25 protein-coding genes are annotated in these 25810 nt (G+C 70.2%); 15 read left to right on the plus strand and 10 right to left on the minus strand.

What is annotated here, in order from left to right:
* Positions 1-49: 49 nt before the first annotated feature.
* Positions 50-1837 (plus strand): BTAD domain-containing putative transcriptional regulator, encoded by a 1788-nt coding sequence (locus AB0L64_RS21885; protein ID WP_363712675.1) that lies wholly within the window; start codon positions 50-52, stop codon positions 1835-1837.
* Here AB0L64_RS21885 and AB0L64_RS21890 read toward each other — a convergent pair.
* Entirely contained in the window at positions 1834-2049 is a 216-nt protein-coding gene (locus AB0L64_RS21890) for a hypothetical protein (protein WP_363712677.1), read from the minus strand. The genes AB0L64_RS21885 and AB0L64_RS21890 overlap by 4 nt on opposite strands.
* Positions 2050-2152: 103 nt before the next feature.
* On the opposite strand from AB0L64_RS21890, the gene AB0L64_RS21895 reads away from it, so the two are divergent.
* A complete protein-coding gene (locus AB0L64_RS21895; RefSeq protein WP_363712679.1) occupies positions 2153-2326 on the plus strand; it encodes a hypothetical protein in 174 nt (57 codons plus the stop codon).
* On the opposite strand, the gene AB0L64_RS21900 is transcribed toward AB0L64_RS21895, so the two are convergent.
* On the minus strand, positions 2323-2994 hold the full coding sequence (locus AB0L64_RS21900) for a class I SAM-dependent methyltransferase (RefSeq protein WP_363712681.1): 672 nt from the start codon (positions 2992-2994) through the stop codon (positions 2323-2325). The genes AB0L64_RS21895 and AB0L64_RS21900 overlap by 4 nt on opposite strands.
* 110 nt (positions 2995-3104) lie before the next feature.
* Here AB0L64_RS21900 and AB0L64_RS21905 point away from each other — a divergent pair, with 110 nt between their 5' ends.
* The 3 genes from AB0L64_RS21905 to AB0L64_RS21915 are packed head-to-tail and all read left to right on the plus strand — an operon-like array spanning position 3105 to position 5355.
* On the plus strand, positions 3105-3206 hold the full coding sequence (locus AB0L64_RS21905) for an AURKAIP1/COX24 domain-containing protein (RefSeq protein WP_008356322.1): 102 nt from the start codon (positions 3105-3107) through the stop codon (positions 3204-3206).
* Positions 3207-3242: 36 nt separating this feature from the next.
* Positions 3243-4250, plus strand: coding sequence for an NAD-dependent epimerase/dehydratase family protein (locus AB0L64_RS21910; RefSeq protein ID WP_363712683.1), 1008 nt, complete (start codon positions 3243-3245; stop codon positions 4248-4250).
* Positions 4243-5355: a lysophospholipid acyltransferase family protein gene (locus AB0L64_RS21915; RefSeq protein ID WP_363712685.1), complete on the plus strand. Its 1113-nt coding sequence runs from the start codon at positions 4243-4245 to the stop codon at positions 5353-5355. Before AB0L64_RS21910 ends, AB0L64_RS21915 begins: the two co-directional genes overlap by 8 nt.
* Before the next feature lie 368 nt (positions 5356-5723).
* Here the strand turns inward: AB0L64_RS21915 and AB0L64_RS21920 are convergent, their stop codons facing one another.
* Both AB0L64_RS21920 and AB0L64_RS21925 read right to left on the minus strand, forming a co-directional pair.
* Positions 5724-6602: a DUF5667 domain-containing protein gene (locus AB0L64_RS21920; RefSeq protein ID WP_363712687.1), complete on the minus strand. Its 879-nt coding sequence runs from the start codon at positions 6600-6602 to the stop codon at positions 5724-5726.
* Between the two features lie 448 nt (positions 6603-7050).
* Entirely contained in the window at positions 7051-7623 is a 573-nt protein-coding gene (locus AB0L64_RS21925) for a sigma-70 family RNA polymerase sigma factor (protein WP_238332099.1), read from the minus strand.
* 360 nt (positions 7624-7983) lie between these two features.
* Here AB0L64_RS21925 and AB0L64_RS21930 point away from each other — a divergent pair, with 360 nt between their 5' ends.
* From AB0L64_RS21930 to AB0L64_RS21970, 9 genes are all read left to right on the plus strand, one after another.
* Positions 7984-9429, plus strand: coding sequence for an AMP-binding protein (locus AB0L64_RS21930; protein WP_363713493.1), 1446 nt, complete (start codon positions 7984-7986; stop codon positions 9427-9429).
* Positions 9426-9662: a glutaredoxin family protein gene (locus tag AB0L64_RS21935; RefSeq protein WP_363712689.1), complete on the plus strand. Its 237-nt coding sequence runs from the start codon at positions 9426-9428 to the stop codon at positions 9660-9662. The genes AB0L64_RS21930 and AB0L64_RS21935 overlap by 4 nt, the downstream gene beginning before the upstream one ends.
* Before the next feature lie 98 nt (positions 9663-9760).
* Positions 9761-10516, plus strand: coding sequence for a redox-sensing transcriptional repressor Rex (locus AB0L64_RS21940; RefSeq protein ID WP_355694665.1), 756 nt, complete (start codon positions 9761-9763; stop codon positions 10514-10516).
* Complete coding sequence (locus AB0L64_RS21945) at positions 10513-11790, plus strand: glutamyl-tRNA reductase (RefSeq protein ID WP_363712692.1); 1278 nt, start codon at positions 10513-10515, stop codon at positions 11788-11790. The genes AB0L64_RS21940 and AB0L64_RS21945 overlap by 4 nt, the downstream gene beginning before the upstream one ends.
* Positions 11787-12668 carry a hydroxymethylbilane synthase gene (hemC, locus tag AB0L64_RS21950; protein WP_363712694.1) on the plus strand — a complete coding sequence of 294 codons (882 nt, stop codon included), beginning with the start codon at positions 11787-11789 and terminating at the stop codon, positions 12666-12668. The genes AB0L64_RS21945 and hemC overlap by 4 nt, the downstream gene beginning before the upstream one ends.
* Positions 12665-14404: a uroporphyrinogen-III synthase gene (locus AB0L64_RS21955; protein ID WP_355694660.1), complete on the plus strand. Its 1740-nt coding sequence runs from the start codon at positions 12665-12667 to the stop codon at positions 14402-14404. Before hemC ends, AB0L64_RS21955 begins: the two co-directional genes overlap by 4 nt.
* A 22-nt stretch (positions 14405-14426) precedes the next feature.
* A complete protein-coding gene (gene hemB / locus AB0L64_RS21960; RefSeq protein ID WP_363712696.1) occupies positions 14427-15392 on the plus strand; it encodes a porphobilinogen synthase in 966 nt (321 codons plus the stop codon).
* Between the two features lie 82 nt (positions 15393-15474).
* On the plus strand, positions 15475-15801 hold the full coding sequence (locus tag AB0L64_RS21965) for a CU044_2847 family protein (RefSeq protein WP_363712698.1): 327 nt from the start codon (positions 15475-15477) through the stop codon (positions 15799-15801).
* 4 nt (positions 15802-15805) lie between these two features.
* Positions 15806-17854 carry a CHAT domain-containing protein gene (locus tag AB0L64_RS21970; RefSeq protein WP_363712700.1) on the plus strand — a complete coding sequence of 683 codons (2049 nt, stop codon included), beginning with the start codon at positions 15806-15808 and terminating at the stop codon, positions 17852-17854.
* A 36-nt stretch (positions 17855-17890) separates the two neighbouring features.
* Here the strand turns inward: AB0L64_RS21970 and AB0L64_RS21975 are convergent, their stop codons facing one another.
* Positions 17891-18415, minus strand: coding sequence for a dihydrofolate reductase family protein (locus AB0L64_RS21975; protein WP_363712702.1), 525 nt, complete (start codon positions 18413-18415; stop codon positions 17891-17893).
* A 78-nt stretch (positions 18416-18493) separates the two neighbouring features.
* Here AB0L64_RS21975 and AB0L64_RS21980 point away from each other — a divergent pair, with 78 nt between their 5' ends.
* A complete protein-coding gene (locus AB0L64_RS21980) occupies positions 18494-20020 on the plus strand; it encodes a P-loop NTPase fold protein (RefSeq protein ID WP_363712704.1) in 1527 nt (508 codons plus the stop codon).
* A gap of 3 nt (positions 20021-20023) precedes the next feature.
* Here the strand turns inward: AB0L64_RS21980 and AB0L64_RS21985 are convergent, their stop codons facing one another.
* The 5 genes from AB0L64_RS21985 to AB0L64_RS22005 are packed head-to-tail and all read right to left on the minus strand — an operon-like array spanning position 20024 to position 25672.
* Positions 20024-20848, minus strand: coding sequence for a carbohydrate ABC transporter permease (locus AB0L64_RS21985; RefSeq protein WP_363712706.1), 825 nt, complete (start codon positions 20846-20848; stop codon positions 20024-20026).
* Positions 20838-21776 carry a sugar ABC transporter permease gene (locus AB0L64_RS21990; RefSeq protein ID WP_363712708.1) on the minus strand — a complete coding sequence of 313 codons (939 nt, stop codon included), beginning with the start codon at positions 21774-21776 and terminating at the stop codon, positions 20838-20840. Before AB0L64_RS21990 ends, AB0L64_RS21985 begins: the two co-directional genes overlap by 11 nt.
* Entirely contained in the window at positions 21773-23026 is a 1254-nt protein-coding gene (locus tag AB0L64_RS21995) for a sugar ABC transporter substrate-binding protein (RefSeq protein ID WP_363712710.1), read from the minus strand. The genes AB0L64_RS21990 and AB0L64_RS21995 overlap by 4 nt, the downstream gene beginning before the upstream one ends.
* A gap of 12 nt (positions 23027-23038) precedes the next feature.
* Complete coding sequence (locus AB0L64_RS22000; protein WP_363712712.1) at positions 23039-24643, minus strand: FAD-dependent oxidoreductase; 1605 nt, start codon at positions 24641-24643, stop codon at positions 23039-23041.
* Positions 24644-25672 carry a LacI family DNA-binding transcriptional regulator gene (locus tag AB0L64_RS22005; RefSeq protein ID WP_359940744.1) on the minus strand — a complete coding sequence of 343 codons (1029 nt, stop codon included), beginning with the start codon at positions 25670-25672 and terminating at the stop codon, positions 24644-24646.
* Positions 25673-25810: the final 138 nt, after the last annotated feature.

Below are 25810 nucleotides of genomic sequence, written 5' to 3' on the forward strand. Positions count from 1 at the left end.
CCAGCGTCGCGGATCCGGATGAGCAACGGATGAGCGCTACCGTGGCCGCGTGGAGTTCGGGGTGCTGGGACCGGTGGTGGCCCGGGACGGGGGACCGGTCGACCTGAAGGGCCGGCGGCACCGGGCGGTCCTCGCGCGGCTGATCGTGGCGAGAGGGCGGGTCGTGCCGGCGAGCGTGCTGGTGGACGACCTGTGGGCCGATCCGCCCGACGGCGCCCTGAGCGCCGTGCGGACGTTCGTGGCCGCGCTGCGCCGCGCGATCGAGCCCGACCGAGCGCCCAGGCAACCGGCCCGGCTGCTGGTGACGTCCGGCCCTGGCTACGCATTGAAGACCGACAACGTCGACGCGTGGCGATTCGAGACCTCGGCCAGGGCCTCGCTGCCCCCGGAGCAACTGCTGCCGGAACTCCTGGCCGGATTGGCCTTGTGGCGAGGGCCGGCGTACGCCGAGTTCGTGGACGAGCCGTGGGCGTCGGCCGAGCGCGCCCGGCTGACCGAGCTGCGGCTGCAGGTGGTCGAGCGGGTCGCGGAGACGCGGCTGGAGCTGGGACGAGCCGCCGAGGCGGTGCCGGATCTCGACGCACACGTCACCGAACATCCGTGGCGCGAGGACGCGTGGCGGTTGCTGGCGCTCGCGCTGTACCGGAGCGAGCGCCAGGGCGACGCTCTCGCCGTACTGCGCCGTGCCCGGGAGACCCTGGTGGATCAGCTCGGCGTCGATCCCGGTCCCGCGCTGAGCCGGCTCGAGGGCGACATCCTCAACCAGGCGGCGCATCTGACGCCGACCGGCACCGTCTGGGCCGAGACCACCGCCGCGTACGACCGTGCCGTCGGCGGCACCCGCGCCCGGATCGAGTCGACGGTCGGCCTGCTGCGCAACCTCGCGGTCACCGGAGGCGGCGGCCTGGAAGCGGCCCGCCGGCATCGCCTCGCCGCCATCTCGGCGGCCGCGGAACTCGGCGACCCCGATCTCACCGCGCGCGTGATCGGCGCGTACGACGTACCGGCGATCTGGACCCGCTCCGACGACGAGGCGCAGGCGGCCGCGATTGTCGCGGCGGCGGAACGGGTGCTGCCGACACAGGATCACGCCGGCCCCCGCGCGCGGCTGCTCGCCACGATCGCGCTCGAGTCCCGCGGTTCCCGGTCGCCGCGGGCCCGCGAGGCAGCGCTCGAGGCCGAGCAACTCGCCCGCGGTCTCGACGATCCCGCGCTGCTCGCGTTCGCGCTGAACGGCCGGTTCATGCAGACCTGCTACCGCGCCGGCCTGGCGCCCGAACGCGACGTGATCGGTGCTGAGCTCGTCACACTCGCGCAGCGCCACAACCTCTTTACCTACGAGGTTCTCGGCCACCTGATCCGTCTGCAGTCCGCGTGCGCGAGAGCCGATCACACCGCGGCCGACGACCACGCCGCAGCCGCCGACGCGTTGGCCGCCCGGCACGAGCTGCCGCTGGTCGCCGTCTTCACCCGCTGGTACGCCGCGCTGCGCGACGACACCCCGGAGTCCTACCGCGCAGCTGCCGCGCTGCTCGACGGCGCGGGCATGCCCGGCCTGAGCGAGGGGCTTCTGCCGCTGGCGTTGGCCGCGCACGCCGTACGGCATGACGAACCGATCCCCGAGGCCGACTACGGACCGCACGCCCCGTGGGTGTACGGATCGCCGGATCCGCCGCCTGGGCTGCTCTTCGAGGCGTACTGGGCATTCACCGCCCACAGCACCAGAGACCCCGAGCTGCTGGCGAGAGCGCGAGCTGCTCTCGCGCCGGCGGCCGGCGAACACGCGGCCGGCAGCGGCCTGCTCACCCTCGGCCCGATCGCCGGCTACCTCGGCTAGAAGTCGTCCGGAGAGCCGGACTCGGACTTCCGGTCGGCCTGCCGACGCAGCTCGTGGTGCGACTCGTGTGCGGTCGTCCGGTACGCCTCCTCGTACGCCGCCAGCGCGCCGGCCACCCCGGATCCGCGACCGTGGCGCTTGGCCCACCGGGCGAACCAGGTCAGCCCCGCGAGCACCGCCGCCAACCCGGCGAGAAACACGACGTACGCCATGCCGCCACGGTACCCGGACCTCCCAAGGACCTCCCAGGAATCCCGCAGCACCGTCGCAGGCCGGGAGACCAGGATGGAATCACCAACCTGAAGGAGGCTCCCGATGCCGATCCGTTTCGTCAAGAGCGTTGCCGTAGGCACCATCGCGACCCTGGGCCTGGCCGCCGTCGCCTTCACTCCCGCCGCCTACGCAAGCACCAGCACCAAGACCGCCACACCCCACCTGGCCGTCCTGACCGAGCCGATCGCCCCGGTCGCGATCCGAAAGGCGGCTTAAGCCTTCCGCGCCCGGAACGCGAGTGCGTGCGGGATGTCGTAACCGCCGGGCTCCTCGAAGCGCTCGATGACCAGACCGCTGTCGACGACGGCGTTCAGGTAGTCGGCCAGGGTGAGGTGGGACATGCCGATCCGCCGGCGGATGCCGTCCTCGCCCCACCACGGCATGTCGGTGTGCCAGCCCGACTGGCGGTACGTCGGATGCACGGTCCGGCGACCGTCGTCCTCGTAGACGATATGCGGTCCGTTGAAGCAGGGGTGCACGCCGTACGCGACCAGGATGCCGCCCGGCCGCAGCACTCGGGCCGCCTCTCGCAGGACGGCGCCGAAGTCGTCGACATCGGTCGAGATCCACATCGAGACCGCCGTGCCGAAGGACGCGTCGGCGAACGGCAGGACCGCGGCGTCACCGTGCAGCAGCGGGCCGTCGGTGCGCGTCCGGGCACGGCCGAGCTGGTCGATCGAGTAGTCCAGCCCCACGGGGGTGCGGCCGCTGACCCGGATCGTGCCGAAGTTGCGTCCGGTGCCGCAGCCGATGTCCAGGCACGGCCCGGATCCGGGCCCGAGCAGGTCCAGCAGACCGGGCTGATGCGGCTCCGCGTCGACCACGAACCGCTCGTCGTACCACTCCGCCAGACCGTCGTACCGCGCAGTCTTACGGGCCTTCATCCAGCCTCCCCAGGTCCGTGTCCACCCTACCTACGGAGCCTGCTTTAGGTCGGGGAAGCGACCTCCGGGTAAGCTTTGCCGACGTTCTCTTTGAGTTTGGATGGTCCACCGTGGGTTCCGTAATCAAGAAGCGCCGCAAGCGTATGGCGAAGAAGAAGCACCGTAAGCTGCTGAAGAAGACGCGGGTGCAGCGCCGCAAGCTCGGTAAGTAAGCAGGTCTGCCGCGCCCGGTCGGCTGGGAGTTGCCCGTGGCACAGGTGGTGATGGTGACCGGCGTCTCGCGAGACGCCGGCGCTCGCTGTGCCCGCAGACTGGCCGAGGACCCGTCGATCGGCACCGTTCTCGGTATCGATGTGGTTCCGCCGCGCGCGGAGCTCGGGCGGGTCCGGTTCGTCCGGGCCGACATCCGTAACCCGGTGATCGCCAAGGTGATCGCCGCCGAGGCCGTGGACACGGTCGTCCACACCGGCGTCGTGGCCACTCCCGGCAGCGCCGGCGGCCGGTCGTCGATGAAGGAGATCAACGTCATCGGCACCATGCAGCTGCTCGCCGCCTGCCAGAAGGCGCCCGGCGTGGCCAAGCTGGTGGTCAAGTCGTCCACCACGGTGTACGGCGCGGGTGCGCGGGATCCGGCGATGTTCACCGAGGAGATGGCGCCGCGGGCGATCCATCACCACGGGTTGAGCAAGGACGCGGTCGAGGTCGAGGGGTACGTGCGGGGCTTCGCCCGGCGCCGTCCCGACGTCTGCGTCAGCACGCTGCGGATGGCGAACTGGATCGGTCCCAAGACCGATTCCCCGATCACGCGGTACTTCGGCCTGCCCGTCGTCCCGACCGTGCTCGGGTACGACGCCCGCCTGCAGTTCCTGCACGAGGACGACGGCGTCGAGGCGATCCACCACGCGACCGTGAACGACCTTCCCGGGACGTTCAACCTGGCCGGTGACGGCGTCCTCTCGCTGTCCCAGGCGATCCGGCGGCTCGGCCGCCCGACGCTGCGGATGCCCTCGTTCACCGCGTCCGGCACCGCCGCCGCCGTCCGGCGGGCCCGGCTGGCGGACTTCTCGCCGGACCAGATCACCTTCCTCACCTTCGGGCGCGGCGTGGACACCACGCGGATGCGCACCGAGTTCGGGTTCGAGCCGAAGTACACGACCGCGGAGGCCTTCGACGACTTCCGGCGGTCGCTCGGGACCGGCGCGACGACGCGGGTGTCGAGTCTGCTCACCGCGGGCCTGGGGGCGCTGCGTGGCTGACGCGGACGTGATCCCGATCGGCTCCGGCGGTCGCCCGGGCAGGGGTACCGGACGCCGTACGACGCCTTCGGCCGCGGCGCGGGCGCTCGCCGGACAGGCCGGCCGCCCGAAGAAGGGCCGCGCCGACAAGCGCGCCGACGACGTCGCCGCGGGTTCGCGGGCGGCGGAGCTCCAGGGCGAGCCGGCCGGCGCCGTACCGGACGTCGACGGACCCGAGCTGCCGCCGTTGGACTTCGCAGGACTGGAGCGGGCCGTCCGTGGGCTGTTCGGCGAGGACGGCGAGCGCCGGGTGGCCGAGTGGCTGGCGTTCCTGCGCCGCCGCCTGACCGGCGACTACGAGCTCGACGAGTTCGGGTACGACCGTGACCTGTCCGACCAGGTGCTGCTGCCGATGCTGCGGCCGATGGTGGAGAAGTGGTTCCGGGTCGAGGTCCGGGGGATCGAGAACATCCCGTCCGACCGCAGTGCGCTGATCGTCGCGAACCACTCCGGGACGATGCCGCTCGACGGGCTCGTCACCCAGGTGGTCGTCGCGGACCACACCGGACGGCCGCTGCGCACGCTCGCGGCGGACCTGGTGTTCCAGACGCCGTTCGTCGGCGAGCTGTCCCGCAAGGGCGGCGCGACGCTGGCCAACAACGATGACGCCGAGCGGCTGCTCCGGCAGGGCAACCTGGTCGGGGTCTGGCCGGAGGGCTTCAAGGGACTCGGCAAGCCGTTCTCGGAGCGGTACAAGCTGCAGCGCTTCGGGCGCGGCGGCTTCGTCAGCGCCGCGATGCGGACCGGCGTACCGATCGTGCCGTGCTCGATCGTCGGCGCCGAGGAGATCTATCCACTGGTCGGGAACATCGCCTCGCTGGCCCGGCTGCTCGGCGTCCCGTACATCCCGGTCACGCCGTTCTTCCCGCTGCTCGGGCCGCTCGGCCTGATCCCGCTGCCGTCCAAGTGGCTGATCGAGTTCGGCGAGCCGATCCGCACCGACGAGTTCCCCGACGGGGCCGCCGACGACCCGATGCTGGTCTTCAACGTGACCGACCAGGTCCGCGAGACCATCCAGCAGACGCTCTACGCGTTGCTCATGCAACGCCGCAGCGTCTTCTTCTGACCACCCGCGCCAACGCCAGCCGCCCCCAGATCACCTCTGCCCCCGCGCGCCGCGTTCCCGCTGGGCCTCACCACCTCCCGTTGGCAGAGGAGGGGTTATCCCCTGCTGTTGGGGCTTCTCTGTTGGTATGCGAGGGGAGAAGCCACAACACCACGGGATATCCCCTGGAATGCAGTACGCCGGTGCGGTGATGGCGGGCAGCGGCGTACACACGGGCGGCTGTTACGCGCAGACGGGATGTGGTGAGCGCGGCCGTGATGAGCACGACGCGGAGGTGGACGCGGGGGTGGGCGCAAGGGCGGGTCGGGATACGACGCAGCCCCCGGCACGTGGTGCTGTGCCGGGGGCTGCGGGTGCTGGGGATCCTGCTACTTCCAGGGTGGAAGCAGGGTCTGGATGATGCCCGGCAGGTTGATCAGCGGTGTCGTCGGGAACGGCCACGGCCAGGACGGCGTGGTCGGCGTCAGTGAAGGCAGCACCGTGGGCGTCGCAATCGGCGAGTTTGACGACGACGGCTGGGGTGGCGTCTTCAGGTTGGTCGGTGGTGCGGTGGACTCGCCCACGATGGTGGTGTTCGGCACCTTCGTCGGCAGGGTGGACGGCTCCTGGGTGCTCGAGCCGACCGGTGCCGGGATCGTCGTCGACGCCTTCGGGCTCGACGACGCCTTGACCGGATTGCTCGACTCGGCGCCGGTGCCGGGCGTGGTGCGGCCCGGCTTGGTGTTGCTCGTGGTGCCGGTGCCCGGCGCGCCGGCCGGTTTCGGTGACGCGCACTTCGGGCACGCCGCCGAGGTGAGCTGCGTCAGCTGCTCGATCGTGGCCAGCGCCTCGACACCGGACTTCAAGGACTCCGGCGGGAGGTTCGGCGTCGCCGCCACCAAAGCCTGGCGGGCACTGGTGATGAACGAGGTGATCGCGGTGATCGAGCTCTCGTCGCCGTTCTGCTGGTACGAGGCGAGCAGTCTGGACACACCCTTGCGGGCCTGTGCCGAGAAGTCGTCCAGGGTCGCGTTGATCGTGCCCACGGACCCGCCGTTGCCGGCCAGCTCGCGGACTTCGGACAGTCGGGTCATCGCGTGCTCGAGATCGCGCCGGCCGCGGGAGTCGTCGCCGACCCCGACATTGGTCGCCACGTTCTCGATGCTGCGCTTCATGCCGTACAAGGTGTCGCCGGGCATGGCCTGCTGCGCGGCAGCGGCCGAACCGATGCCACCTCCGAGCAGCACCAGCGCGGCGGTGCTGGCCACCAGGCGGATCCTCCGGCCCTGGCGGCGACGGATAGCTGTCACGGACGCGCCAACGTCCTCGCTCCCCGGCGGCTCGTCCGAGTCGTCTGGTGCGGTGTGCACCGTCAGTGGAGTCGCAGTGGTCGCCGCGCGCGCCGCCGCCTGCTCCAGCAGGCGGTGCCGCAGTTCGGCACTGAACTCCGGTCGCGGTGCAACTGCGCCGGCGGTCCTCAGCCGTCCGACCAGTTCCACAGCTTCCAGTAACTCGGGGTCGTCGCCCAGTCGCGTGGAGTGACGGGGCCCGTGATCGACGGCGTGCGCGAATGTCTCCGCGCGCGCTCGAGCCCTGTGTAGGTCACTCATGAGTTCTCGTTCTCCTCAATGGCCAGTCGGGGTCACCGACAGGTCCTCACCAGGCAAACGAGGTAACTCCCTGACGGGTTACGAAAGACGTTCGTTGTCATCCGCCTCATCTCAAGTCCTTGGGGATAACCTTCGCCAAGTGCCGTACGGCCCTCAGTTGCAGTTGCTTGACGGCGCCTTCGGATTTCTCCAGCGCCTTGGCCGTCTCGGCGATCGACAGACCGGCGAAGAACCGCATCGTCAGACAGTCGCGCTGCTCGTCGGGCAGGCCGGCGACCGCGTCCCGGAGTACCTCGGCGGTGGCCGCGGCCAGCACGTCGATCTCCGGACCCTCGGTCTGCCGGTCGTGGGTCTCGATCTCGTCCGTGACCACTTCGAGCCGGACCCGGCCGGACTTGTAGTGGTCGGTGATCAGGTTCCGGGCGATCGTCACCAGCCAGGCGCCGAAGTCCCGGCCCTGCCAGCGGAACGAGTCCAGTGCGCGCAACGCCCGGACGAAGGTCTCGCTGGTCAGGTCCTCCGCGAGTGCCGACGACGACACCCGCGCGTAGATGTAGCGATAGACGGTGAGCGAGTACTCGTCGTACAGCTCGCCGAAGGCACCGACGTCCCCGGCCTGGGCGCGATCGACGAGCTCCGCACGTCGCATCCCGTCCGGGCTTGGTTCCGGCGTGGTCAAGTGTTCTCCCCGTTCAACTGACACGTCGTTCGACACATCCGCGAATGGCCACAGCGATTGGACAGCACCGAACGTTACTGCTCGGGCACGTACTGTCAACAGGCTGGGGCGTGCCGCCTTCCGTCCGGTCCGATGGTCACGAATGCGCCAGCGGACTGCCTCCGTCGACGGAGCAGCCTGCTGTCGGGGGTGTTGCATCGCGCATGAGGTCCCCGCGCGGCCGGGTTTCTGCAGTGTGAGGTTCAGCAGAAGCGCGCCCGCGAAGTCACCTGTATATCGGTGGTTACGCTCCGCTGCAACCATTCTGGGTAAGACGGTCGGTCCCGGGCCGGATCCCCGGCGTGACAGACTCGCCTGGTGATGGTGAATTTCGCGGACATTCTTCGTGACACAGCGCAACGTCACGGCGAGCGTCCCGCGCTGGTCGACGGGGATCGGCGGCTGACCTGGAGCGAGCTCGACCAGGCCGTCGACCGGACCGCGCAGGGCCTCGCCGCAGCCGGCCTGGTGCCCGGGTACCGGGTCCTGCTGCTGGTGGCCAACAGCGTCGAGTTCGTCACGTCCTACCTGGGCATTCTCCGCGCCGGGCTGGTCGCCGTGCCGCTGAACACCGGGCTCACCGAGGCTGAGCTGGCGACTGTGGCGGCGCACTCCGGGGCCCGGCTCGCGATCGCCGGCCCGGGGCTCGCGGACCGTTTCGAGGGCCTCCGGACGGTGGCGCCCGGCGAGCTCCAGGGTGACGCTCCGTTACTTCCGTCGATCGACCCCGAGACGCTCGCGGTGCTCCTCTACACCTCCGGAACCAGTGGAGATCCGCGCGCGGCGATGCTCACCCACCGGGCGCTCGCGGCGAACGTACGGAACCTCGGCGAGCTCGGCGAGGACCGGATGGGTCCCGACGACGTGGTGCTCGGCGTGCTGCCGATGTTCCACGCCTTCGGTCTGAACGCGGTCCTCGGCTGGGCGGTCGCGACCGGCGCCGCGCTCGTCGTCGAGCAGCGCTTCGACCCCGAGCAGACCCTCGACCTGATCCGCAGGTACGGCGTGACGCGGCTGCCGCTCGCTCCGCCGGCGCTGCACGCCTTGCTGACCCGGACCGATCTGCGCGACGCGCTCAAGACGGTCAAGGTCGTGCTGACCGGCGCCTCCACGCTGGACCGGGCGCTCGCGGACCGCTTCGAGCAGGCCAGCGGTCACTATGTCCACCAGGGGTACGGCCTGACCGAGGCGTCCCCGGGGGTCACCACGACGCTGGGCGAGGCCGAGCCGAAGCCGGGCTCGGTCGGTCGCGCTCTGCCGAACGTCGAGATCCGCATCGCCGACGAGCAGGGCGAGGACGTGGAGGGCGACGACCCCGGCGAGATCCTGATCCGTGGCGGCAATCTGTTCTCCGGCTACTGGCCGGACGGCGTCGACGGCCCGGACGCGGAGGGCTGGTACCGGACCGGCGACGTCGGATTCCTGGACGGCGACGGCGACCTGTTCCTGGTGGACCGGTTGCGCGAGCTGATCATCGTGTCCGGGTTCAACGTCTTCCCCAGCGAGGTGGAGGACGTGCTGGTCGCGGCTCCGGGAGTCCGGGAGGCCGCGGTCATCGGCGTACCGTCCGAGGAGACCGGCGAGGCGGTGAAGGCGTTCGTGGTGCCGTTGCCGGACGCATCGGTCGACGTCGCGGCGGTCCGCGAGTACGCCGGGAGCCGGCTGGCGCGGTTCAAGTGCCCGGTCGAGATCGAGGTGGTGGAGAACCTGCCGCACTCGGTCACCGGCAAGGTCGCGAAGGGCCGGCTGCGGGGGGCGGAGCGATGAGCCGGGTGGTGATGTACGGAAAGCCGGGCTGTCATCTGTGCGACGACGCCCGGGAGATCATCCGGGCCGTCTGCGCCGAGACCGGGGTGGAGTGGAGCGAGGTCGACATCACCCAGGACGACCGTCTGTTCACTCAGTACGGCGAACAGATCCCGGTCACCTTCGTCGACGGCAAGCAGCACGACTTCTGGCGCGTGGACCCCGCCCGACTACGCAAGGCCCTGATGAGCTAGGTCACTTCCACCGATTTTGTTCTCACGTTCACAAGCTCCTAGAGTAAGAGAGCCGCCGGCCGTCAGACCGCGGTGAACCAACCGCTCCCAGGAGAATTGTGACGCGTGCCAGCAGCCGTCGCCCCGGCCCGCCGACGAGAACCGAACGCGGCATCCCCGAGGCGACTGTCGCGCGCTTGCCCGTCTACCTGCGGGCCCTGACCGCGCTCTCGGACAGTGGCATCGCGACCGCGTCGAGCGAGGACCTGGCGACCGCCGCCGGCGTCAACTCGGCCAAGCTCCGCAAGGACCTGTCCTACCTGGGCTCCTACGGCACCCGCGGCGTCGGCTACGACGTGGAGTACCTGCGGTACCAGATCGCCCGCGAGATCGGCGTCACCCAGGACTGGGCCGTGGTCATCGTCGGGATCGGAAACCTGGGTCACGCGCTGGCCAACTACTCCGGCTTCGGCACCCGCGGCTTCCGGATCGTCGCCCTGCTCGACGCCGACCCGAACCTGGTCGGCGAGCGGATCGGCGACATGGAGGTCCGCGACTTCGCCCAGCTCGAGGAGATCGTCGAGGCCGACCGGGTCTCGATCGGAGTGATCACCACGCCCGCCGGTCCGGCGCAGGAGGTGTGCGACCGGCTGGTCGCCGCCGGCGTCACCAGCATCCTGAACTTCGCGCCGGTCGTGCTGTCCGTGCCCGACGGCGTCGACATCCGCAAGGTGGACCTCTCGATCGAGCTCCAGATCCTGGCGTACCACGAACAACGAAAGTCCGGAGAGGCGGCGCTCCCCCAGGTGCCCGAACTACCAGCGATGAACGGTCTGACGGATCTCCCGAGTGTCGGCGGAGGTGTCGGGGCATGAGTTACCTGGTCGTCGGCATCAGTCATCGTTCCGCTGCCATCGACGTGCTGGAGCGGGTCGCCCTCGACGCCGAGGCGGCCACCAAGCTCGCCCTCGCGGTCGGCAGTTCCTCGTCCGTCGCGGAGTCGGCGGTGCTTGCCACCTGCAACCGCACCGAGGTGTACGCGACGGTCGACCGGTTCCACGCCGGGATGGACGAGGTCACCGCGATCCTGTCCGACATCACCGGCGTACCGCTGCTGGACCTGGCCGAGCACCTCTACGTGCACTTCGAGGAAGGCGCCGTCGCGCACCTGTTCCAGGTCGCGGTCGGGCTGGACTCGATGGTCGTCGGCGAGAGCCAGATCCTCGGCCAGGTGAAGGAGACGCTGCGCGTCGGCCAGGACCTGGAGACCGTCAGCACCGACCTGAACGCCCTGTTCCAGCACGCGTTGCGGGTCGGCAAGCGGGCCCGCACCGAGACCGGGATCGACGCGGCCGGCCGCTCGGTGGTCTCGGCCGGGCTGGACGCGGTCGGCGGCTTCGAGGGCCGCCGGGCGCTGATCGTCGGCGCCGGTTCGATGGCGTCCCTGGCCGCGCAGACCCTGGCGAACGGCGGCGCCCGCAGCGTGACCGTTGCCAACCGCAACTACGACCGCGCGGTCGCGCTCGCGGACCGGATCGGTGGTACGGCGGTCCGCCTGGCCGACGTACCGGCCGCGCTGCACGACGCCGACCTGGTCGTGTCCTGCACCGGCGCGCGCGGCGTCGTCCTGACCGAGGAGATGATCCGCTCCGCCGCGGACGGCCGGCCGCTCGGCGTGCTGGACGTCGCGCTGCCGCGGGACGTCGCGCCTGAGGCGGCCCGGATCCCGGGCGTCACCCTGATCACCTTGGCCGACCTGATCGGTACGGCGGGTGGCAGCCAGGCCGACATCGACGAGGTCCGCCGGATCGTCGGCGAGGAGACCGGTGCGTTCGAGGCGACCCGCCGGGCCGCCTCGGTGGCGCCCACCGTGGTCGCGCTGCGGGCGATGGCGAGTTCGCTGGTCGACGCCGAGCTGGCCCGCCTCGAGCGGCGGCTGCCCGGCCTCGACGAGCACGAGCGGCACGAGGTCGAGCGGACCATCCGCCGCGTCGTCGACAAGGTGCTGCACAACCCGACCGTCCGGGTGAAGGAGCTCGGCGGCGACCCGGGCGGACCGACGTACGCCGACGCGCTGCGGCAGTTGTTCGCGCTCGACCAGGCGACCGTGGAAGCCGTCACCACGCCGAAGGGGAGTGAGCAGGCATGATCCGCCTCGGTACCCGCCGCTCCAAGCTGGCGACCGCGCAGTCGACCATCGTCGCCGACCAACTGCGGGCCCTCGGCCACGAGGTCGAGCTCGTGTTGATCACGACCACGGGTGACGTCAACCGCGCACCGGTCGAGCAGATCGGCGGCACCGGCATCTTCGTCAGCGCCCTGCGGGACGCCTTGCTGGCGCACGAGATCGACATCGCGGTGCACTCCTTGAAGGACCTGCCGACCCAGTCGGTCGACGGCCTGACGCTCGGCGCGATCCCGGTCCGCGAGGACCCGCGCGACGTCCTCGTCGCCCGCGACGGCCTGACCCTCGGCGAGCTGCCGCACGGCGCCCTGATCGGCACCGGCGCGGCCCGCCGGGTCGCCCAGATCGACGCGCTCGGCCTCGGGGTCGAGTGCACCGGGATCCGCGGCAACGTGGACACCCGGATCGGGCTGGTCACCGACGGCAAGCTGGACGCGGTGGTGGTCGCGCGGGCGGGGCTGGCCCGGCTGGGACGGCTCGGCGAGGCGACCGAGACGCTGGACCCGATCCAGGTGCTGCCCGCCCCGGGGCAGGGCGCGCTGGCGATCGAGTGCCGCGCGGACGACACCGGCGTACTGGCTGCGCTGGCTCCGCTGGAGGACCCGGCCACCCGCGCGGCGGTGACGGCCGAACGGCAGCTGCTGGCCACCCTCGAGGCAGGGTGCACGGCTCCGGTCGGCGCGCTCGCCGAGGTGGTCGAGGGTGAGGACGGCCCCGAGTTGTGGCTGCGGGGCGCGCTCGGCCAGGACGACGGCGTACGGCGGCTCAGCGCCAACGGGCCGGTGGACGACCCGGTGTCTCTCGGCAAGGCGCTGGCGAACGAGTTGCTGGAGCGAACATGACACCGGCACAGGGCACGAGTACGGCGGCCCATCAGCAGGCCAAGAAGACGGCCCACAGGACGAGCAGGAAAACGACGAGGGCGAAGGCAGACGTGAGCGCGAAGACAGCCGCCACCGCGGCACCGCAGAAGGCCGCGACCAGTACCGTCAAGCAGACCAAACCGCTCGGCCACGTGACATTCGTCGGCGTCGGTCCCGGTGACCCGGCACTGCTGACGCTGGCCGGCCGCGACGTGCTCGCGAACGCCGACGCAGTCGTCGTCGAGGGCCCGGAGCACGACGCGTTCCTGAGCTACTGCAGGCCGGGCGTCGAGGTCGTGGACGGTTCCGGCGCCGAGGGCAGCCGCGCGCTGCGCGTCGCCGCCCGGGCCCGGCTGGTCGTGAAGACCGCCAAGTCCGCGGCGAACGTCGTCCGGCTGCTGAGCGGTGACCCGTTCACCTTCTCCAGCGGCGCCGAGGAGGCGGCCGCCTGCAAGAAGGCGGGCATCGCCTTCAACGTCGTCCCGGGTGTCAGCGAGGTGAGCGCGGTCCCGACGTACGCCGGGATCCCGCTGACCATGAAGGGCGACCGCGAGGTCACCGTCGTCGACCTCGCCGAGAACAAGCTCGACCTGACCCGCCTGCAGCCGAAGCAGACGCTCGTCCTGCTGAACGCGATGGACGTCCTGAAGGAGACCGTCGGCGCGCTGGTCGAGGCCGGCTTCGACGCTTCCACGCCGGTCGCCCTGACCGTCGGCGGTACGACGACGTCGCAGACCAGCGTGGTCGGAACGCTCGAGACCATCGTCGCCGACCTGCGCGCGGCGAAGGTGACCGGCGAGGCCGTGGTGGTGGTCGGCGCGGTCGTCGAGCAGCGCGAGGCGCTGTCGTGGTTCGAGACCAAGCCGCTGTTCGGCTGGCGGATCCTGGTGCCGCGCACCAAGGACCAGGCCGGTCCGCTGATGGACCGCCTGCGCCGGTACGGCGCGATGCCGGAAGAGGTCCCGACGATCTCGGTCGAGCCGCCGCGCAACCCGCAGCAGATGGACAAGGCGATCCGCGGCCTGGTCGAGGGACGCTACGAATGGGTCGCGTTCACCTCGGTCAACGCGGTCAAGGCGGTCCGGGAGAAGTTCGACGAGTACGGGCTGGACGCGCGGGCGTTCTCCGGGCTGAAGATCGCGGCGGTCGGCGACAAGACCGCCGAAGCGATCGGTGCCTGGGGCATCCGTCCGGACCTGGTCCCGTCCGGTGAGCAGTCGGCCGCCGGGCTGGTCGAGGACTGGCCGCCGTTCGACGAGGTGCTGGACCCGATCAACCGGGTCTTCCTGCCGCGCGCCGACATCGCCACCGAGACCCTGGTCGCGGGCCTGACCGATCTCGGCTGGGAGGTCGACGACGTCACGGCGTACCGGACCGTGCGGGCCGCCCCGCCGCCCGCGCCGACCCGCGAGGCGATCAAGTCCGGCAAGTTCGACGCGGTCGTGTTCACCTCGTCCTCGACGGTGCGCAACCTGGTGGGCATCGCCGGCAAGCCGCACGCGTCGACGGTGATCGCGGTGATCGGCCCGGCGACGCTGAAGACCGCCGAGGAGCACGGCCTGCGGGTCGACGCGATGGCCGAGACGCCGTCCGTCGAGGAGCTCGCCGACGCTCTCGCCCGGTTCGGCGCCGACCGGCGTGACACCATGGTGGAGGCCGGAGAGCCGGTCACCCGTCCGTCCGAGCGTCGCCCGGGTTCTCGTAGGAAGAGCTGATTCTGTGCCTGGTTTCCCGGAAGTGAGGCCCCGGCGGCTCCGGTCGTCGGCGGCGGTGCGCAGGCTGGTCGCGGAGACCACGCTGGAACCGCGGCAGCTGATCCTGCCGATGTTCGTCCGGGAAGACGCCCGCGAGCCGATCGCGATCAACTCGATGCCGGGCGTCGTGCAGCACACCCGGGACACCGCCCGCAAGGCGATCGCGGAGGCGGCGCAGCTCGGCCTCGGCGGCGTGATGCTGTTCGGCGTACCGTCCTCGAAGGACCCTGTCGGCTCCGGTGCACTTGATCCCGACGGGATCCTCAACGTCGCGATCCGGGACGCGGTGTCCGAGGTCGGCGACTCACTGCTGATCATGTCCGACCTCTGCCTGGACGAGTTCACGTCACACGGACACTGCGGCGTCCTCGATGCCGCAGGACGCGTGGACAACGACGCGACGCTGAAGATCTACGCCGAGATGGGTGTCGCGCAGGCGACGGCCGGCGCGCACGTCGTCGGCCCGTCCGGGATGATGGACGGCCAGGTCGGCGTGATCCGGACCGCGCTGGACGCGGCCGGCTTCCTCGACACGGTGATCCTGGCGTACGCCGTGAAGTACGCGTCGGCGTTCTTCGGCCCGTTCCGCGAGGCCGTCGACTCGTCGCTGACCGGCGACCGGAAGACGTACCAGCAGGACAACGCCAACGCCCGCGACGCGATCCGCGAGGTCGACCTCGACATCGCCGAAGGCGCCGACATCGTCATGGTCAAGCCGGCCCTGGCGTACCTGGACATCATCCGCCAGGTCCGCGACCACGTGAACGTCCCGGTTGCCGCCTACAACATCTCCGGCGAGTACGCGATGGTCGAAGCCGCCGCCGCGAACGGCTGGATCGACCGCGACCAGGCCATCCTCGAAACCCTCACGTCGATCCGCCGCGCCGGCGCCGACACCATCCTCACCTACTGGGCCGCCGAAGCCGTCCACCTCCTCGGCAACAGGTAACCGACTCACCGCGCATTCCGCAGCCGCTCGTCATGGTGCGGCGGGCCAGGCCGTGCCATCGTGGATGGTGGGGGTGGGTTCGATGAGGCGGCTTGTGGAGTTTCCGCTGGACCAGGGCGGGACGGTCCTGGTCGAGGTGGACGAGGGCGGGCCGGTGATGCGCGGGATCGCGAAGGACCGGGCGGCGCTGGTCGAAGAGGCGGACCGGACCTTCGAGGCCGCGACGTCGGTGGTCGCGCCGGCTGCCCGGAGTCTGATCGCCCGGCTGCGGGCGATGGACGACGCTCCGGACGAGGTCGGTGTCGAGTTCGGGTTGCAGCTCAGCGCACAGACCGGGGCGTTCATCGCGTCGGCCGCGGCGCAGGCCAATTTCAAGATCACCGTGACCTGGCGGAGCCGCGAGGGCTGAGGTCATGCAAGCGCTGCTGAACTTCGACCTGGCGATCGAGGCCCGGGCGGACGGATACCGCGCCAGGGTGATGGCGTCACCGGCCGGTGAGGCGGAAGGCAGCTTCGAGCTTCCGTTCTCGGACAAGGATCTGCAGATCCTGGTCCTGAAGGTCATCGGATCGGTCGGACGGAGGCGTCGCAAGCTCCGGCGCTTCGAGTCGGTGGAACGCCGGATGCTGGAGGACTTCGGCGGTCAGCTGTTCGAGGCTGTGTTCTCGGGCAGCGTACGCAGCTGTCTGGAGCGCAGCCTCGCGGCCGCTGAAGGTGAAGATGCCGGGCTGCGCATCCGTCTGCGGCTGGCGCCGTCGCTGGAGAACGTGCCGTGGGAGTACCTCTACGACCGGGACTACGGGTTCCTGTGTTTGTCCCCGGAGACACCGCTGGTGCGGTACGTCGAGATCCCGCGGCCGGTGCGGCCCTTCCCGGTCCGTCCGCCGTTGCGGATCCTGGCGATGATCGCCGCGCCCACCGACGTACAGGCACTCCAGAACGAGGACGAGTGGAACAAGCTCAACGGGTCGCTCGGTGAGCTGATCGAGCGGGGGATGGTTCAGCTCGACCGGTTGCCGGTCGGGTCGCTCGCGGCGTTGCAGCGTCCGTTGCGGCGGCGGGAGTACCACGTGCTGCACTTCGTCGGGCATGGGTTGTACGACGAGGACGCCGAGGACGGGGCGCTCGTACTCGAGGACGAGAGCGGGCAGGGGCGGCTGGTGACGGGCCGCGATCTCGGCACGATGCTTCGCGGTCATCGGTCGCTTCGCCTGGTTGTGCTGAATGCTTGTGAGGGTGCGCGGAGTGCGGTCGATGATCCGTTCGGTGGGGTGGCGCAGGCGTTGGTGCGGCAGGGGGTGCCGGCGGTGATCGCCATGCAGTTCGAGATCTCTGATCCGGTGGCTGTCGTGTTCAGCCAGTCGTTCTATCAGGCGCTCGCGGATCTGCTGCCTGCCGACGAGGCGATGGTCGAGGCACGGCGGGCGATCTTTGCCGCCGACAACGAAGTCGAATGGGCGACACCGGTGATCTACCTTCGCGCGCCCGACGGCCGGATCTTCGCCGAGGTCCCGGTCGACGAAGAGAAAGAACAACGCGAACGCGAGGAGACCGAGCGGCGGGAGCGGGAGTCGGGTGAGCGCCGGGAGCAGGAAGCAGCGGAACGGCGGGCGCGCGAAGAGGACGAGCGTCGGCGGGAGGAGGCTGAGCGGCGCCAGCGGGAGGTAGAGGAGCGGCGGGAGCGGGATCGGCGGGTGGGGGAGTGGAACGAGGTGGCGGCGGGGGCCATGCGGGAGGGGCGGTGGGACGACGCGGTTGGGGTGCTGGAGCAGCTCGTGAATGCGGGCCAGAACGATCCGGCGACCATGCAACGTCTGCGGTCTGCGCAGGCTCAGCAGCGGCGTGCCGGGCTGGTTGCCGAGGCTCGGCGGTTGTACTCGGCGGGTCAGTGGGCGGATGTGCTCACGGTGGCCGAGCAGCTGGATCGGCTCGGCGCCACAGACAAGGAAACAGCCCGCCTGACCGCCTCCGCGAAATCCAAGCTCGAAACCGCCGCTCGCAAACAAGCCCGCGAACAAGCGCAGGCCGCGGGCCGACCAGTGGTCGCCGACATGCGCGACCGCCTGTTCGCCCGGCTCGTCGACCTGGGCATCTACCTGATCCCGCTCCTGCTTCTGACACCGCGGTACGCGCCGGAAACCGGCGAACAGATCAGCACCGGCGACACGCTGCGTCTCGGAGGCATCATCCTGGCCATCGCGACCTACGAGGTCGTGCTCACCGCCATCTGGGGCAGAACCCTGGGCAAGCGCCTCCTGCGACTGCAAGTGGTCCGCAGCGACGACCGCGGCCCGGTCGGCTGGAGCGAATCGTTGCTGCGCTGGTTCATCCAGCTCCTCGCCTGGGCAACCTGCACCTTCGCGCTTGTCTACCTGACCCCGTACTGGGACAAGTCCGGCCGCCGCCAGGGCCTCCACGACCGCGTCGCAGGCACCCTCGTCGTCAAACTCCCACCCCGCTAGCCGAGGCCGGGCGGCGACGCTCCCGCCGCGCCTTCTCTAGCGCACGACGGTGTAGTCGGACTGGGTGAAGCCGGCCTTCAGGGTCCGGGTGGCGTTGTGGTTGAGGGGGATGTCGGCCGGGACGGGGCCGAAGAGGGGGATGCCGGCGCCCAGGAGGACGGGGGCTGTGGTGATGGTGAGCTCGTTCAGGAGGCCGGCCGCGAGGAAGGTCTGGATGGTGGCCGCGCCGTCGGCGTAGATGCGTTGGGCGCCGCGGTCGTTGAGTGTCTCGACCAGCGCGTCCAGGGTGCGATGGACGAGGATGCGGTCGTCGGTGTCCGGGTCGAGCGTGGTGCTCAGCACCTCGACCTGCTTGCCTTCGTACGGCCAGCTGTCGAAGGTGCAGGCCAGCTGGTACGTGTTCCGTCCGAGGACGACGGTGTCCACCGACGCCAGGAACTCGTCGTACCCGGTCTCGCCGGCGTGCTCGGCCCGGCTGGTGAGCCAGTCGATGGAACCGTCGGTACGCGCGATGTACCCGTCGAGGCTGGTGGCGATGAACGCGGCCGCATGGAAACTCACACACCTATTTTTCCACGCGGGCGCGAGCCGTTCCCTCGCCGGTGGCCGGTCGGCACAATGGCAACCGGGGAGGAGACGGTGGCGGCTGAGTTGTTGCCGATCGTGGCTGACACGCCGAGCGAGCAGCCCACGATGGGGTTCCAGGCGTACGCGGAGGCAATCGCGGCCGCGATCCGGGGCGGGTCGCCGCCGCAGTTCACCGTGGGCATCTACGGGTCCTGGGGCAGCGGGAAGTCGTCGCTGCTGAACGCGATCCGGGCCGAGCTCGCGAAGGACGCCGGTGTGCTGACGGTGCCGTTCGACGCCTGGCGGTACGAGCGGGCCGAGCACATCGTCGTACCGATGCTCAACGCGATCTACAGCGCCAGCCCGGGGCTGAACGACCCGAAGCTGACCGAGAAGGTCCGGTCGGCGCTGGCGTCGGTGGTCCGCAGCGTGACGATCAGCCTCGGGCCGGTGAAGGTCGACCCCGGCGCGGCATTCGCGCCGGCGGCGCCCGACGCGGGGTACGCCGCGGCGCTCGACTCGGCCTACGTCCGGCCGTACCAGGACCTGAGGGCGATCGCCGGCGCGCTCGGGAAGCGGCGGATCGTGGTGCTCGTCGACGACCTGGACCGGTGCTCGCCGGCCAAGGTGGTGTCGTTGCTGGAGGCGATCAACCTGGTGCTGGACGTGCCGGGGTTCGTGTTCGTCCTGGCGCTCGACTACGACGTCCTGGTCCGCGCGGTCGCCGCGAAGTACCCGTACGCGTCGGGGCACGTGTTCATCGAGAAGATGGTGCAGGTCCCGTTCCGGGTGCCGCGGCTGGACATCCAGGCCGGCGTCTTCCTGAACGAGCTGGTGCCGGGGTGGAGCCCGCCGAAGGGTTCGCTGCCCGACGACTTCGGCGCTATCGCGTACGACGTCGCCACGCTGGGGCTCGCGGTGAACCCGCGGCAGGTCAAGCGCTTCATCAACTCGTTCCTGCTACTGCTCCGGATCGCCGGTGTCCGCGCCATCTCGGCGAACCCGCGGCTGATCGCCGGGCTCGTCGGACTGCAGTTGCGCTGGCCGGCGGAGTACCAGGACCTGACCGACGCGGTGTACGCCGAGGACGACGACCCGCTGTCCGCGCTGCAGTCGACCGACCAGCCCGATCTGGTCAGGTACGCGAAGGCGTTCTTCGATCCGGTCCCGCGCGTGGAGGAGCTGCGGGCGGTGCTGCATCTGACCGAATCGGTGGCGCAGCCCGAGTCCGCCAGCGGTTTCCAGACCGGTGAGTACGACGTCTCGCACGTCAGCGCCCAGGATCTGCGTGACATGGCGGCCAGGGAGATCCGGGCCTCCCTGCTCGAGAGGGGCTTCACCGAGTCCGCGCGCGCCGCCGGGGTGTATCTGCACGAAAACCTGCCGTACCACCGCGTGCGGATCGGCAAGACCGTCGTCCGGTTCGAGGTCAAGGACGTGAACGGCAGGTGGTCACTCGGCCTGTCCTTGTGGCTGACGAAGGCCATGCCCGAAGCGGTCAACCTGATCGGCAACTTCGCGGACCTGCGGCGGCGGACGAACAAGGGCGCGCGCAGGATCCGCGAGCTGCCCCCGGAGGCCGAGCGCGACTTCGGCTGACGGTCAGCCCTTCAGGCCGGTCTGGGCGAGGCCTTCGACGAACTGGCGCTGGGCCAGAACGAAGATGATCAGGACGGGCAGCGCGGACAGGGTCGCGGCGGCGAGCTGGGTGTTCCACATCGGCCCGCCGTACGCGTCGACGTACTGGGTGAGGGCCTGCGGGACGGTGAACTTCTGCTTCGAGGACAGGAACACGATCGGTTCGAGGTAGAGGTTCCAGCTGTGCAGGAACGTGAAGATCGACACAGCCCCGATCGCCGGCCGGGCCAGCGGGAGGCAGACCCGCCAGAACAGGCCGAAGCGACCCAGTCCGTCGACCCTGCCGGCCTCCTCCAGTTCGGAAGGCAGGGTGATGAAGAACTGCCGCATGATGAACGTCGCCAGCACGCTCGGCGCGCCGAGCATCGGGATCAGGATCAGCGGCCAGTGCGTGTCCACCAGGCCGAAGGCGTCGAACATCCGGTACAGCGGGATGATCGTCACCTCGTTCGGCACGAGAAGACCGCTCAGGACGATCACGAACACGAACCCGGCGCCGCGGAACCGGATCCGCGCGAACGCATACCCGGCGAGCGCCGACACGGCCAGCGTCCCGAGGGTGACGACCAGCGCGATGTAGAGGCTGTTCAGGTACTGGCGGCCGAACGGCTGCAACGCGAACACCTGGCGATAGGCGTCCAGCGTCGGCGATCCCGGCAGCAGCGAGGGCGGGAACGCGAAGATCTCGGACACCGGCTTCAACGACGTCGTCGCCATCCACCAGATCGGGAACACGAACGGCACACAGCACACCAGCAGTACGCCGTACACCACCAACTTAAGCCTCATGGAACACCCACCTACGACGCATCCGCCATTGGACGACGGTCAGCACCAGGACGATGAAGAACAGCAGCAGCGAGAGCGTCGCGCCGTAGCCGAAGTGATGGAACTGGAACGCCTGCTGGTACAGGTAGTAGACGAGCACGGTCGTCGACGTCTCCGGCCCGCCCTGGGTCAGTACGGCGATCTGCGCGAACACCTGCAGCGATCCGACGATGGTCAGGATCATCGTCAGCAGGATCGTCGGACTGATCAGCGGCACGGTCACGCGCCGGAACCGGGCCCACGCGGACGCGCCGTCGATCCGCGCCGCCTCGTACAGCTCCGCGGGCACACCCTGCAGCGCGGCCAGGAACAGCACCATGTTGAGGCCGACGTTCTTGAACAGCTGGACCACGATCACCGACGCCATCGCCGTACCGCCGGAACGCAGCCAGTTCGGCCCGTCGATGCCCAGGAAATTCAGGAAACCGTTGATTCCGCCGTTGTCCTGGAGCAGGAAACCCCAGACGATCGTCCAGGCCACCAGCGTCACCACGACCGGCGAGAAGAACAGGGTCCGGAAAATCACCGTTCCGCGCAGTTTCTGGTTCAGCAGCACGGCCAGGAACAGCGCGAGGCTGAGGTTCAGCACGACCAGACCGACCGAGAACAACCCCGTTGCCCTGAGCACCGGACCCAGCCGGGCGTCGGACGTCAGCGCCGCGTAGTTGTCGCCGCCGACGAACTCGAACGTCCCGCCGAGCACGTTCCACTCGTGCACGCTGTACCAGACCACCAGCCCGAGCGGCACGAGGACGAAGGTCACGATCCCGGCGAGCTGCGGCAGGACCATCAGCCAGCCGGCCAACGTGTCCCGCCGCCGCATCGTCCAGTACGGCGCACGCTCCGCCGGCGCCACCGGAGGCGCCGGCTTGTCGAGGAGCAAGGTCATTTCGCCAGCAGGGGGTTGATCTTCGAGCAGACACCGGACAGCACGCTCTTGACGTCCGCGTCCGGCTTCCACAGCGGATCGAGCGCGGCGCGGACGGTCTGCTGCACCTCGGCGTACCCGGTGTGGCTGGGCTTGATCGTGCCGTTCTCGATGCCCTTGACCACGACGCTGTCCAGCTGGGCCGGCTTGAGCAGCGGGTTGGCCTTGGCCAGCGTGGCCGAGTTCAGCTGCGACTTGCGCGGCGGCGGGAAGAACTGCGCGAGCCTCGCCGAGTTCTCCGCGTTGCTGAAGTACGCCAGGAACTGCTTGGCGGCGTCGGCGTGCTTGCCGCGCTTGAAGACGCCGATCCCGGCCTGCCCGACCACGGAGTACTCACCCGACGGGCCCTTGGGCAACGGCACCAGATCCCAGTGGAACTTGGCCTTCTCGAGCAGCGCGGCGCGGCTGATCTGCGTCACCACCATCGCCGAGTCGCCGGCGTAGAAGTCTTTCGTCACACCGGGACCCGGCATGCCCTTGTCGGTGAAGATCAGCTTGTGGACGAACGTCATCGCGTCCACCATCGCCGGCTGGTCGAACTGGCAGGTCTTGCCGTCCTCGCTCCACGGCCGCGCGCCCCAGCCCGCCCAGATCGCGTTCAGTGTGTCCCAGCCCTTGTAGTCGAAGTCGCCGACCACGACACCGCCCTTGCCGCGCGCCTGGACGGCGGCCGCGGTCTTGGCGGCCTCCTCCCAGGTCCACGTCCCGGAGGAGATCTGCTGGGCCGGAGCCGGCCGCCCCGCCGCCTTCACCAGGTCGGTGTTCACGAACACCCCCAGCGGCGAGGTGGAGAACGGGTACGCGTACAGCTTGCCGTCCTTCTCCCAGTTGGCCGTCGTGCTCGGCAGCAGGTCGGCGTCCTTGTCGATCGGCTCGAGCGCGCCCGAGCTGACGAAGTCCGGCGCGTTGCTCTCGAAGATCCACGCCAGGTCGGGCACGTTGCCGCCGCCGATCTGCGTGGTCAGCGTGGTCGTGTAGCTGTCGAACGGGATCGACTCGAAGGTGATCTTGCCGATCTCCGGATGGTCCTTCTTGTAGGCGGCGGCGATCTGGTCGAACAGCGCGACGTGCTTGGCGTTCGCGCTCCAGATCGTCATCCGCAGGTCGATCGGCCCGCTGTCACCCGAGCCCGAGCCGGAGCCGGACCCGCCCCCACAGCCGGCCGCCGTCAGCAGTGCCGCGGCGGTCAACGCCGCTGTCAGGATCTTCATGGGAGTCCTCCATCAGTAGCCGGCGACGGCCGGCCAGGCGAGTTCGATGCCCTGAGCAACCAGGCGGTCCTGGAACTCGGCGAGCAGAGCAGGGGTGTTGCGGACCGCCCGCGGCGCGACGCCGCGGTCCAGGCAGTACGCCGCGAGCGCGCCGGCGGACTCGCCGATGTTCCACTCGACGGGATGCAGCCGGTAACAGCCGTTGGTGATGTGGGTGGTGCCGAGGTTCTTGTTCGCGGGCAGCAGGTTCTCGACCCGCTCCGGGAGCAGGGCGCCGAGCGGGATCCGGAACGGGCTGCTCGCCACGTCGATGTAGTTGTCGCCGCCGGTCGACGGGTGCAGGTCGATCCGGTACATGCCGACGCCGACGCTGTCGTCGTACTCCACCGCGCCGCGCTCACCGCGGACCGCAACCGACAGGTCCTGCTCGACGACTGTGTACTCCGCCTTGATCCGCCGGGACTCGCGGATGTACGGCGCCTGCGCCAGACCGTCCGCGGAGCCGACCACGTCCTTGCGCAACCGCAGACCGGGGAAGCCGGTGCCGCCGTCGGGCCGCGGCGCCTCGGTCTGCAGCCAGTAGAGGACGGAGTGCGAGAGTTCGCGCGCCGCCGCGAGATGCTTCGCCGCGTCCGGTACGTCGATCACCGGGCCCTCGAAGTAGTCGATCATCGGCCAGTTCACCAGGCAGATGTCGCTCGCGTACGTCCCCGGGACGAAGTGCCGGCGGGCCGCGATCCGGCGGAACGTCCACAGGTTCGTGTCACCGCCCGTCCGCCGCTGGTCCGCGACCACCGCGAGCGGGTCGTCGTCGGGGTTGGGGGTGAAGGTCCGCCGCGAGCTCTCCAGGGTGCGCGGGTTCGGCGCGGTCCAGGACAGCAGCCGATCACCCCAGAACGACGGCTGGTAGTTCCGCCAGAAGGCGTAGTTCGCCGGCTTGTCCCCGACCATGTCGACACCGTCGCCGTCGACGTGGTCGACCGCGAAGCAGTACGAGACCGCCTGCATGTTCAGCGGCTGCGCCTCGGCGGGCGCACTCGGCTCACCGGTCTCGCTCTGCGCCTCGAAGCCGGTGACGTACTCCGTCCCGGTCAGCGGCAGCAGCTCGCCCGTCTCGGTCGCGTCGAGGATGTACGGCGCGGTCAGCGTCAGCCGCTCCTCGGTGTCGCGATGCTGCACCGTGACCGCGCTGACCCGATCGCCGTAGGTGTCGGCCGCGACCGGACGGTACGGCTGCAGGACCTGGAGCCGGCGACCGGCTCGGTACGGCGCGAGCATCGCCTCCAGCACCGCGAGCGCGACGCGGGGCTCGTGGCAGAGCTTGGACACGTAACCGGCGCCCGGGTTGAGGTGGGCAGCGGCCCGCGACGCCTCGGTCAGCGGGTAGTGGCGGCGGTAGTAGTCACGGATGCCGTCACGCAGCGCCCGGTACGACGCCGTGACGCCGAACTGCTCGACCCACGTGTGCTCGTCCGGCGGGACGGCCTGGCTGGTCAGCTGGCCGCCGAGCCAGTCGAACTCCTCGGTCATGATCACCGAGCGACCGGCACGCAGCGCGGCGAGAGCCGCGGCTACGCCGCCGAGTCCGCCGCCGATCACAAGGACATCGGTATGCATTCAGGCACCTTCGGGTGGAGTGAGTGTGATTCCGTCGGTCAGCTCGCAGGGCAGCAGCAGCTGCTGCTCGGTGGCCGTGCCGCTGAGGACTGCCTCGAGCAGCTCGACCGCGCGGACGCCCATCGCCCGCCGCGGGACGTGGAAGCCGGAGAAGTCCAGGTCGCTGGCCGCAGCCCGGGTGGCGTCGCCGAGCGCGACCACGGACAGGTCACCCGGCACGTCGACCCCGCGCTCGGCCGCCGCGGCGTACAGCGCGATCGCGTCGGCGCGCTCCTCGACGAACGCGGCGGTGATCCGGCGGTCCAGCAGGTCGTCGAGCACCTCACCGGGCGTTCGGTCGAGCGTCGGGAGGTGCGGTGCGCGCGGGCCGGCCGCCTCCCGGAAGCCGCGCAGCCGGTCCGCCGACGACTCGGCGCCCTCGCCGAGCCCGACGAACGCGATCCGCCGGTGGCCGAGCGCCTGCGCCCGCTCCGCGACCGTCCGCGTGGCCGTGCCGTAGTCGGCGCCGACGTACGGCACCGGGCCGCCGGCGTCGTCGCGGCGGCCGACCGAGACGAACGGGTAGTCCTCGGCGATCAACCTGGCCAGCTCGTCGGCCGGGATCTCGCGCCCGAGCAGCAGGCAGCCGTCCGCGATCCGGAGCCGGTTGTTCTCGTGGAAGATCCGCCGGTGGCCGTCGGTCACCGGAGCGCTGGTGAACAGCAACAGGTCCCACCCGAGCCGCTCGGCGCGGTCCTCGATGCCGGCCAGGAACGGGTGGTAGAAGTCGCCGCTCGCACTCGGGAACACCGACTCGTAGGTGAACACACCGAGAATCTGGTTGCGCTGCTTGGTCATCCGGCGGGCCAGCGGATCGGCCTGGTAGCCGGTCTCGCGGATCACCTTCAGCACCCGGTCGCGAGTCTCGGCCGGGATCCGCGCGCTCGCGTCGCTGCGGTTGTTCAGCACCAGCGAGACGGTCGTCTGGCTGACCTTGGCCAGCCGCGCGATGTCGCGCTGGGTGAGTCGGGCGGTCGCCTTGTCCGGCATCGATCGATCCTTCGCAGTAATACGGATTGCCGGGGACATTAGAACAGCTGCCCGAGCGGCGTCAAGAGCTCGCCGACGCTGCTAATTCGGATTACTAAAGCCGAGGTCTTGACCACGGCTGGTTCGGCGCAGAAAACT

The sequence above is a fragment of the Kribbella sp. NPDC051936 genome, from assembly GCF_040680955.1.
In the GTDB taxonomy this organism is placed as follows: Bacteria; Actinomycetota; Actinomycetes; order Propionibacteriales; family Kribbellaceae; genus Kribbella.

Bases quoted from the DNA above. Each gene is read 5' to 3' on its own strand.
- AB0L64_RS21945 (WP_363712692.1), top strand. From the start codon at position 10,513: ATGAGTTACCTGGTCGTCGGCATCAGTCATCGTTCCGCTGCCATCGAC.
- AB0L64_RS21900 (WP_363712681.1), bottom strand. From the start codon at position 2,994: ATGAAGGCCCGTAAGACTGCGCGGTACGACGGTCTGGCGGAGTGGTAC.
- AB0L64_RS21995 (WP_363712710.1), bottom strand. From the start codon at position 23,026: ATGAAGATCCTGACAGCGGCGTTGACCGCCGCGGCACTGCTGACGGCG.
- hemC (WP_363712694.1), top strand. From the start codon at position 11,787: ATGATCCGCCTCGGTACCCGCCGCTCCAAGCTGGCGACCGCGCAGTCG.
- AB0L64_RS22005 (WP_359940744.1), bottom strand. From the start codon at position 25,672: ATGCCGGACAAGGCGACCGCCCGACTCACCCAGCGCGACATCGCGCGG.
- AB0L64_RS21985 (WP_363712706.1), bottom strand. From the start codon at position 20,848: ATGAGGCTTAAGTTGGTGGTGTACGGCGTACTGCTGGTGTGCTGTGTG.
- AB0L64_RS21990 (WP_363712708.1), bottom strand. From the start codon at position 21,776: ATGACCTTGCTCCTCGACAAGCCGGCGCCTCCGGTGGCGCCGGCGGAG.
- AB0L64_RS21970 (WP_363712700.1), top strand. From the start codon at position 15,806: ATGCAAGCGCTGCTGAACTTCGACCTGGCGATCGAGGCCCGGGCGGAC.
- AB0L64_RS21935 (WP_363712689.1), top strand. From the start codon at position 9,426: ATGAGCCGGGTGGTGATGTACGGAAAGCCGGGCTGTCATCTGTGCGAC.
- AB0L64_RS21955 (WP_355694660.1), top strand. From the start codon at position 12,665: ATGACACCGGCACAGGGCACGAGTACGGCGGCCCATCAGCAGGCCAAG.
- AB0L64_RS21895 (WP_363712679.1), top strand. From the start codon at position 2,153: ATGCCGATCCGTTTCGTCAAGAGCGTTGCCGTAGGCACCATCGCGACC.
- AB0L64_RS21965 (WP_363712698.1), top strand. From the start codon at position 15,475: ATGAGGCGGCTTGTGGAGTTTCCGCTGGACCAGGGCGGGACGGTCCTG.
- AB0L64_RS21890 (WP_363712677.1), bottom strand. From the start codon at position 2,049: ATGGCGTACGTCGTGTTTCTCGCCGGGTTGGCGGCGGTGCTCGCGGGG.
- AB0L64_RS21930 (WP_363713493.1), top strand. From the start codon at position 7,984: ATGGTGAATTTCGCGGACATTCTTCGTGACACAGCGCAACGTCACGGC.
- AB0L64_RS22000 (WP_363712712.1), bottom strand. From the start codon at position 24,643: ATGCATACCGATGTCCTTGTGATCGGCGGCGGACTCGGCGGCGTAGCC.